Source organism: Rubellimicrobium roseum (assembly GCF_006152145.1).
In the GTDB taxonomy this organism is placed as follows: Bacteria; Pseudomonadota; Alphaproteobacteria; order Rhodobacterales; family Rhodobacteraceae; genus Rubellimicrobium; species Rubellimicrobium roseum.
Map to the genome: position 1 here is coordinate 1 of NZ_VDFV01000087.1, position 7,971 is coordinate 7,971.

Below are 7,971 nucleotides of genomic sequence, written 5' to 3' on the forward strand. Positions count from 1 at the left end.
CGCCGTGCCGGCCAGCTCCAGCCGGAGGCGGCGCTTGGCGGCCGCATCCCCGGTGCTGAGCTCGATCAGCAACTCGGCCAAACGTTGAGCGCCCAAGGCCTCCCGGTTTTTGGAATTCAGAGTGGTTTTGCAGGCATCGACGCCTCTATGCTCAATGTTCCATGGCGACCTGATTTCGACAGGGTAGCGTACGACCATTTGTGATGGACCACTTCTCCACCGGCAGCGGCTTTGCCGACTTGGTCCGCCGCACTGTTACGAACGCGGATGCCGGGGTACACACCTAGCTGAAGAAATAGATGCGAGCGGACGTTGCCCCAATCGGACGAGATGAATACCTTGTTCTGACACATACTTGGTTGAGAGTGGCTGTAAATCATTTCAGATAAGCTGAGGGCAGGCCTCCCCGTTCAGCGGCCTAACCAGCCGCGGTGGCCGGAGGGCGATCCGGGGCACGAACGTCCCTAGGCTTCGACGCAGGTCTCCCTCTAGGCCTCGATCGCACGCCGCAGATAGGCCCGGCAGATCCGGCGGGCATCATGCATGCGGAAGCTGTTGGGGTCGATGAACTGCCGGATCCAGAACCCGTCGATCATTGCGTAAAGGCCGAGATACGTCTCTTCGACGTGCTCCCTGGGCATGACCGCCCTGCGCATGGGCCTGCCGGGCGAACCGGTCCACCACGGCGAAGTTGGCGTCCCGCGCGCGCGCCGCGTGCTGGAACTGGACGCCGCCGCATCTGAGAAGCATGGTTCCCCCTTTCCCGATGCTGGCGCATAGGGCTTCTGAAACCAAACCTAGCGCGGGCGCTTGACCGATTCCCGAAGCCGGTTTTAGCGCAGGCCGTTACGCCGGAACGACCAGTACGGCGCCGGATTGAATCAGGCGATTGAGACAGTGTCACCAGCGCCTATCATGACATGAAAGTCCGCCTGCTGTTCTGAGAAAGCCAGCCCACACTTGCATAACAGTGTTGCCGACCTGACCTTCTGAGCCAAGCGCAGCCCGGCAGGAACCGGACCAGGCTCGGCCTGGTTGCCGCGGCAGGTCTGGGCCGCCGTCGAGGCGAAGGGCAAAGGAGGATCCATGGCGGTCGGTCATGGTTTTTGCTCAGGCTGCGGTCAGCATGCCGCCATAGGTCGACCTTGGACGTGAGGATCGGCCGTCCCGTCTCACGCAGGCCTCGGCCGCAGCTGTAAGCTGCGGCCTGGAGCTGATGAATTACCAGTTGGTGAAGGATCCGTCCGACCTCCGCAGGTGCGGCATTTCGAAGTACTCAAAGCCGGAAGCCTTGGCCAAGCTCGTTTCGTCTATGTCAACGCCCAAGCCGGGCGCATCAGGTACGGGATAATCTGCTCCATCGAGCTTCAGCGCCCTGCGGAAGACCGGCGAGGACTGGCGAGCGGCGTTGTCGTCGTGCGGCGTCTCCCAGCATTCGAGGAACGCATGATTGGGCATCGCAGCCGCCATGTGGACCGAGGCCGCCGTGCAGATCGGGCCGAGCGGATTGTGGGGCATGACCTGGATGCCATGGGCAGAGCACCAGCCCGCCACGCGCATCGCCTCCGTAAGGCCTCCGACGTTGCACACGTCGATCCGGGCGAAGTCGCACAAGCCCTGCTCGACATAAGGAAGGAACTGCCACCGCGACGTGAACTCCTCGCCGATCGCGAGCGGGATGCCGGTCATGCGCCGAAGCGCCACATAGGCGCTCGGGCTTTCGTCCCTGATGGGTTCCTCCAGAAAGTCCAGAACGCCAGCCGGCATCCGGGCGCAGAACCGCGCCGCTTCGCCGATGCTCAGGCGATGGTGCATGTCGATGCCCAGCATGATCTGCGTCCCAAGGGCGCGCCGTGCTGCGGGTAGGAACTCTCCTGCGAAGACAATGGCGTCCTGGGGGTCGAAGATCTCGGGGGCATCCGTGCGCCAGCCGAGGCGAAGGCACCGCCAGCCTACGTCCGCGGCCTCTTGCGCGAAGCCGATCAAGGTTTCGGTATCGTCCGCCCGGACACAGCCGAAGGTCGGCACCCGGCTCCGCCGGGCACCGCCCAGCAGACGGTGGACCGGCACATCGAGCGCCTTACCCGCGAGGTCATGCAGGGCGATATCGACGGCGGAGATCAGGGCCATGCCGACGCGGTCCCTAGCGAAGCCCGGTCGGAGATGCAGGTCCTCCCACACCACCGCAGGCCGCAGCGGATCGCGGCCCTCGAGGAAGTCTCCCAGGTCTGACAAGGTGCCCATCACTGCCAGTTCGCGGCTCGTCAGGCCAGATTCGCCCCAGCCCACCACGCCGCAGGTAGATTTAACCTTGATGAGTAGTTGGTTCTGGTCCCCCACCCGGAGCGGGAACCCCTCGACTGATGCGATCTTCATCGACCTACCAGTTCGTGAAGGAGCCGTCGCGCCGGCGAAGGTGCGGGGGTTCGGAGTACTCGAACACCGCCGCTGCGAGTCGCTCCTCGTCGACGTCGACCCCGAGACCCGGCGCGTCGGGCACGATGTAATTCGCGCCCTCCAGCCGCACTTGCCCAGGGAAGAGGTCCGTGGGGGAGAAGCCCAGGTGCCGCTCGGCCGGGCTATCCCGGCATTCGAGCCACGAGAAGTTCGGAACGGCCGCGGCGAGATGCACGCTCGCGGCGGTGCAAACGGGCCCCAACGGATTGTGCGGCATGAGGTCCACGTAATGGGCCTCGGCCCAGCCCGCAACTTTCATGGCTTCCGTGAAGCCGCCCACGTTGCAGATGTCGATGCGGGCGAACTGGAGAATGTCGCGCTCGAGGTAGGGCAGGAACTGCCACTTGGATGAGAACTCCTCGCCGATGGCGAAGGGAATGTCGGTCATCCGCCGCAGGCTCTCGTAGGAGGAGGGGTTTTCGTCCCGGATCGGCTCCTCGAGGAAGTCGAGAGTGCCGCTGGGCATCTTCTGGCAGAACGAGGCGGCTTCGGCGACGCTGAGGCGGTGGTGGTACTCCATTCCGAGCACCATCCCAGCACCTGCTACTTCGCGGGCTTTGACCGCCCATTCGGCCGTGGGCGCAAGAGACTCGCGCGGCTCGAAGGTTTCGGGGTTCTCCTGTCCCTCGGCCATGAGGCGGACGCAGGTCCATCCGGCCTCCGCCAGTTCCAAGACCTGATCGATCATCGCCGGCCCCGGGGGCGCCGAGGTCGTGGCAAAGGCGGGCACGCGATCTCGGTGCCGACCGCCGAGCAGCTGGTACACCGGCACGCCGAGGGCCTTGCCCTTGATGTCGTGGAAGGCGATGTCGAGCGCAGCAATGGCCGCGCTGAGCACGCGTCCACCCTCGAAGTACTGGCTGCGGTACATTTCCTGCCAGAGGGCGCCCGCGTTCATCGGGTCACGCCCCATCAGGAACTGCGTATAGTGCTGGATAGCTCCCATCACCGCGAGTTCACGGTAGGACAGGCCGGACTCGCCCCAGCCATGGATACCTTGGTCAGTCTCGACCTTGACCAGCAGCTGGTTCCTGACACCCACCCGCACAGGGTAGCTTTTGATAGCGGTGATCTTCATGTCTTGCCTTGATGATGTGCGCCGCAGCGGCGTCAATTGAGGACGTTCGGCAGCCACGTCGAGAGCGATGGGAACAGCACGAGAAGGACGATCACGCCGATCTCGGCGACGATGAAGGGCAGGAGCGCCCGGACGAACGGAAACATCTTCACGTCGCCGATCTTCATCAGGATGAAGAGGACGACGCCGAAGGGCGGCGTGATGAGGCCCAGCGCCAGCGTCAGGATGACCACCATCGCGGCTTGGATCGGATCGATGCCCAGCTGCATCACGGTCGGCATGACCAGGGGCACGAAGATAATGAGCGCGGCCCCGATGTCGAGGAACATGCCCAGCACCAGCATGAGCAGCATGATCCCGAACAGGAACAGCGTCGGGTTGCTACTAAAGACCGACCCCATGGAGGTCACGAGGCCCGCGATGCCGAGGAGGTTCAGGGCATAGGACAGGATCGCCGCAGCGGCTACGAGGAAGTAGACTGTCGCCGTCATCCGCCCGGAGACCACGATGGCATCCCAGAGGTCACGGAACGACATAGAGCGGAGGATCAGGAGGCCGAGCGCCGCCGCGACGAAGACGGCGATGCCGCCTCCTTCAGTGGCCGTAAAGGCGCCTGTCACCATGCCGCCCACGATGATGACCGGCAGTGTGGCGACCACCAGACCCTCCAGAAGCAGGCGGGCGATCTGGTCGCGGGAGACCGAAATCAAAGAGCGCGGCAGTCCGGTCCGGAGCGAGTCCAGAGCCACGACGATGCAGCAGGCGACACCAAGCATCAGGCCGGGGATGACGCCCGCGATGAAGAGGTCGACGATCGACAGCCCAGTGACGGCGGCCATGATGATGGCAAGACCAGAAGGAGGGATGATGGGCCCGATGATCGAGGAGGCGGCCGTGACCGCCGCGGAGTAGGGCCGTGTGTAACCCTCCTCGGGCATCACCTTCATGAAGAAGCGGCCCAAGGCGCTGGCGTCCGCCACAGCCGAGCCCGAAATGCCCGCGAAGAGCACGGACGCTCCGATGTTGGTGTAGGCCGTGCCTCCCGGCACGCGGCCGGTGGCCAGGGACGTCAGGCGGATCAGCCGCTCGGTGATGCCGCTGCGGTTCATGATCTCGGCGGCGAGGATGTAGAAGGGCATGGCCAGGAACACGAAGCTGTCGACGCCGCCGAAGAACCGGGTGATGATGACGGGCATCGGGATTCCGGCAAGCCAGACACCCAAGGCGCCTCCAAGGCCGAGCGCGAAGGCGATCGGGACGCCGGTGAAGACGAGGACAAAACAAGCCGCGGCTACCCAGGTCATAGCAGGTCCTCTCTCTGGGTGCGGCCGATCACCAGGCTTCCTCCTCGACCACAGTCGAATGGAAGCCCACGATCCAGCACAGCACGATCTGCGCCAGCATCAGAACCGCGCCGATCGGGAGGGCGAGGTAAGGCAGGATCATTGGGAGCCCCGATGCCGCCGCGCTCTGCTGCGCATTGTTGATGGCCGCAGGCCAGCCGTACCAGGCGAGCATCACGCAAAACGTCCCGCCGATGCCAAAGAGCACGCTGCGCAGGATGTGACGACGGCGGGACGGCAGGGCTTCGACGACGGAGTCCACAGCCATGTGGTCGCCGCGGTAGATGGCGGCGGTTCCGCCCAGCATCATGACCCAGATCATCGAGTACCGCATGATCTCCTCGGCCCAGGTGAGCGAGGAGCCGATCGCGTAGCGGCCAATGACCTGCGTGAAGTTCAGCAGGCAGACGACCGTGAAAATGGCGGCGGCCGACAGCTCGCATGACAAGGCGAGCCGTCGGGCCAGCTTGGGAAGAAGCATGGCAAAGCCCATCAGGTTGCGGGGATGCAGAACCGGGGGCGGCCTGAGCCACTCCCGGGCCGATGGTCACTCAGCGGCTGGAGTTCCGTAGAGGCTCTGTTCTGCCTCAGCGACGGACGTCTCGATCCGCTGAAGAACGTCCTCACCGACCTCGGACGCGAGGAAGGACCGGACCGGATCGTAGACCGCGTCCCGGAACGCCTGCTTTTCCTCCGGGGTCGAGACATGCACCTCGACGCCCTTCTCCTCGGCGATGACGCGCGTCGCCTCCCAGTCTCCTGTCGTCTTCTCGACGTTCTCGATGTTCGCAAGGAGCCTGGCGCCATCGGTGACGATCTGCTGGTGCGCCGGCGTCAGCGCGGAGAACCAAGCGTCGTTGACGATGACGATGTGTAGGCCGAAGACGTGCTCGTTGAGCGTCATGTAGTCAGCGACATCCGCGGCACCTCCCGACAGGTGCACCGGCGGCGGGCTTTCCAGCCCGTCCACCACACCCTGCTGAAGTGCCATCACCGCTTCGGACCCCGCGATCGGCGTGGCGCTGGCCCCAAGCGCCTCAACCATCTCCATGTAGACGGGGCTTTCCATGGTCCGGATCCGCATTCCTTCCATATCGGCTGGGGTGATGATCTGGCGCTCGTTGTTCAGGAAGGAGCGGAAGCCGTTCTGCGAGAAGGCGAGGGCGCGCATCCCTGTTTTCTCGTGGATGTCATTGAGCATCCACTGCCCGAACTCGCCGTTCATGACCTGCCAAGCGACGGGAGCGGACGAGAACAGGTAGGGCATCGACCAGGCTTGGATCGGCGGGTAGAAGCCCGCGAAGGCCCCGTCCGACGGCAGCGTCATCTCCAGCGTACCTTGCTGAACCATCTCGGTCGTCTCGCGGACCGAGCCCATCTGGTTGCCGGGGAACAGCCGCACCGTCAGCTCGCCGTTGCTCTTGTTCTCGACGTACTCCTTGAACGCAGTGGCCGCGTTGAATTCAGGATTGTCCCCTTCGAACATTTCGAAGGCGAACTTGATCTCCTGTTGGGCAGCCGCGATCGAGGTGCTGGCAAGGAGCCCGAGAAGGGCAGCCGAGGCCAGCCGAACAGGCGTTCTCACACTAAATGTCATGGTTTCCTCCTCCAGTATTCTTCTTTGAATCCATGCTTTCACACGGATTACACATAATCAAGTCATCTTTGCTCTATGCTTTGGATCGGCTAGAACTGGCGCGGACAGTGGGGGAGGATGCACATGAGACCCGAACGGGATGCCAGCTTCGACGCGGATCCTGTGTCGTCTCGCGAGAGCGACCCGCCTTCTCTCCACGAGGTCATGCGGCGGGACATTGTCTCGGGCGAGCTTCCAGCCGGCTCACGCCTCAAGACCCAGGAGCTGGCCCAGCGCTACGGGGTCAGCATCAACCCGGTTCGCGAGGCGCTCCACCAGCTGAGCGGGGAAGGGTTCGTCCTGCTCTCGCGCAACCGGGGCGCCAGGGTCCGCCCCCTCGATGAGCACTTCGTCCGCAACATCTTCGACATCCGGGTGCTGATCGAAAGCTACCTCGTCCGCTTCGCCATCGAACACGCGACCGAAGCCGACCTGCGACAGATGAGAGAGATCCAGCGCCGGATCGACGATCTCGTCGGCGATCAAGTCGAGCTCGATCGACTGGATGAGGAGTTCCATGGCGTCACTTACGGGCGCCACTTCAATGGCGAGGCTCTGGCCATCCGCCAGCGGCATGGACAGGTGGTCCATGCCCTTGCCATGCGCTATCCGGCCAGCCCGGCCCGCCGCGTGACGCAGAACGCCGAGCACTGGGCAATCGTCGAGGCGCTCGAAAAGCATGACGAGGCCGCGGCCGTTCGCGTGGTCGAGCAGCACGCGCGAGGGGCTGAGAGGCACCTTCTTGAGAGGCTTCGACAGGGATCGACAACGCCGAAGTCCTTCTGACGTGTTTGCGTCGCCTGAGATCGGGCCGAGGGTGCGGTCAGATGGCCGCCGCCTGTTCCCCTGCCGAAACACTCGGCCGAGCTTTCGTTTCCGTGACGACGTAGTCGAACCCCTCTTCTGCGGGACCACAAGGACCCGCCCCAATGCCTTCCACGAAATCGACCGGCAACTGTGTCTCCCGCCGGGGTTGTTGCACAACCTCGTGGCGCCAATCTGGGCGGTCATCAGCAAGCTGGCGCCTGCCCGCTATCGCGCGACGTACTGGCCCGAGTACAACGCCGCCCTGCGCTGGCGTGGCCCGTTGCTGGTCTGACTCGATCGCGAGATGGAGTGGTGTGCTCCAAAGCGTGGCCGACCGGGCCGGTCTGAGACCTTCTCCGACGCGGCCATCCCGTTCTGCCTCAGCAGCAAGATCCTGTTCGGCCTGGCGTTGCGGCAGATCGAGCCATGGGGCGCCATGGGTTCGAGCCCCATGGCGAGGCGGGCTGGTGGAGAGCCCGGCTCAAAAATGGCAGGCTTGGGCTGGCCGGTGCCGGACTTCTCCACGCTCTGCCGCATGCAGAAAACCGTTCGCATCCAGATCCCCTTCCGCTGCGCGGGGGCGTTGTTGCGCAACTCGGGCGTTGGCCGAGTTTCTCCCTTTCCTCTTCGGTTTAGCCGGCGCGGACGAT

Annotated in this window: 8 protein-coding genes and 1 pseudogene; 2 read left to right on the top strand and 7 right to left on the bottom strand. The window is 64.2% G+C overall.

Annotated features, from left to right (window positions below; translation table 11 throughout):
* The 7 genes from FHG71_RS24465 to FHG71_RS22350 all read right to left on the bottom strand — a co-directional run.
* Nucleotides 1–198, bottom strand: a 198-nt coding sequence (locus FHG71_RS24465) for a DUF6880 family protein (RefSeq protein WP_139083934.1), incomplete at its 3' end; no start/stop codon positions are given.
* 290 nt (nucleotides 199–488) lie between these two features.
* Nucleotides 489–641 (bottom strand): TetR family transcriptional regulator C-terminal domain-containing protein, encoded by a 153-nt coding sequence (locus FHG71_RS22325; RefSeq protein ID WP_176559586.1) that lies wholly within the window; start codon nucleotides 639–641, stop codon nucleotides 489–491.
* Nucleotides 642–1,221: 580 nt separating this feature from the next.
* Nucleotides 1,222–2,376 carry a mandelate racemase/muconate lactonizing enzyme family protein gene (locus tag FHG71_RS22330; protein WP_139083938.1) on the bottom strand — a complete coding sequence of 385 codons (1,155 nt, stop codon included), beginning with the start codon at nucleotides 2,374–2,376 and terminating at the stop codon, nucleotides 1,222–1,224.
* Between the two features lie 4 nt (nucleotides 2,377–2,380).
* On the bottom strand, nucleotides 2,381–3,535 hold the full coding sequence (locus FHG71_RS22335) for a mandelate racemase/muconate lactonizing enzyme family protein (protein ID WP_139083940.1): 1,155 nt from the start codon (nucleotides 3,533–3,535) through the stop codon (nucleotides 2,381–2,383).
* A 32-nt stretch (nucleotides 3,536–3,567) separates the two neighbouring features.
* Nucleotides 3,568–4,839, bottom strand: a complete 1,272-nt coding sequence (locus tag FHG71_RS22340) for a TRAP transporter large permease (RefSeq protein ID WP_139083942.1) — start codon at nucleotides 4,837–4,839, stop codon at nucleotides 3,568–3,570.
* 28 nt (nucleotides 4,840–4,867) lie between these two features.
* Nucleotides 4,868–5,359, bottom strand: a complete 492-nt coding sequence (locus tag FHG71_RS22345) for a TRAP transporter small permease (RefSeq protein WP_139083943.1) — start codon at nucleotides 5,357–5,359, stop codon at nucleotides 4,868–4,870.
* A 66-nt stretch (nucleotides 5,360–5,425) separates the two neighbouring features.
* On the bottom strand, nucleotides 5,426–6,475 hold the full coding sequence (locus FHG71_RS22350; RefSeq protein WP_139083944.1) for a TRAP transporter substrate-binding protein: 1,050 nt from the start codon (nucleotides 6,473–6,475) through the stop codon (nucleotides 5,426–5,428).
* Nucleotides 6,476–6,598: 123 nt separating this feature from the next.
* Here FHG71_RS22350 and FHG71_RS22355 point away from each other — a divergent pair, with 123 nt between their 5' ends.
* On the top strand, nucleotides 6,599–7,300 hold the full coding sequence (locus FHG71_RS22355; RefSeq protein WP_176559588.1) for a GntR family transcriptional regulator: 702 nt from the start codon (nucleotides 6,599–6,601) through the stop codon (nucleotides 7,298–7,300).
* 223 nt (nucleotides 7,301–7,523) lie between these two features.
* Nucleotides 7,524–7,898: pseudogene (locus tag FHG71_RS22360) on the top strand (transposase); the annotation flags it as partial.
* Nucleotides 7,899–7,971 lie beyond the last annotated feature (73 nt).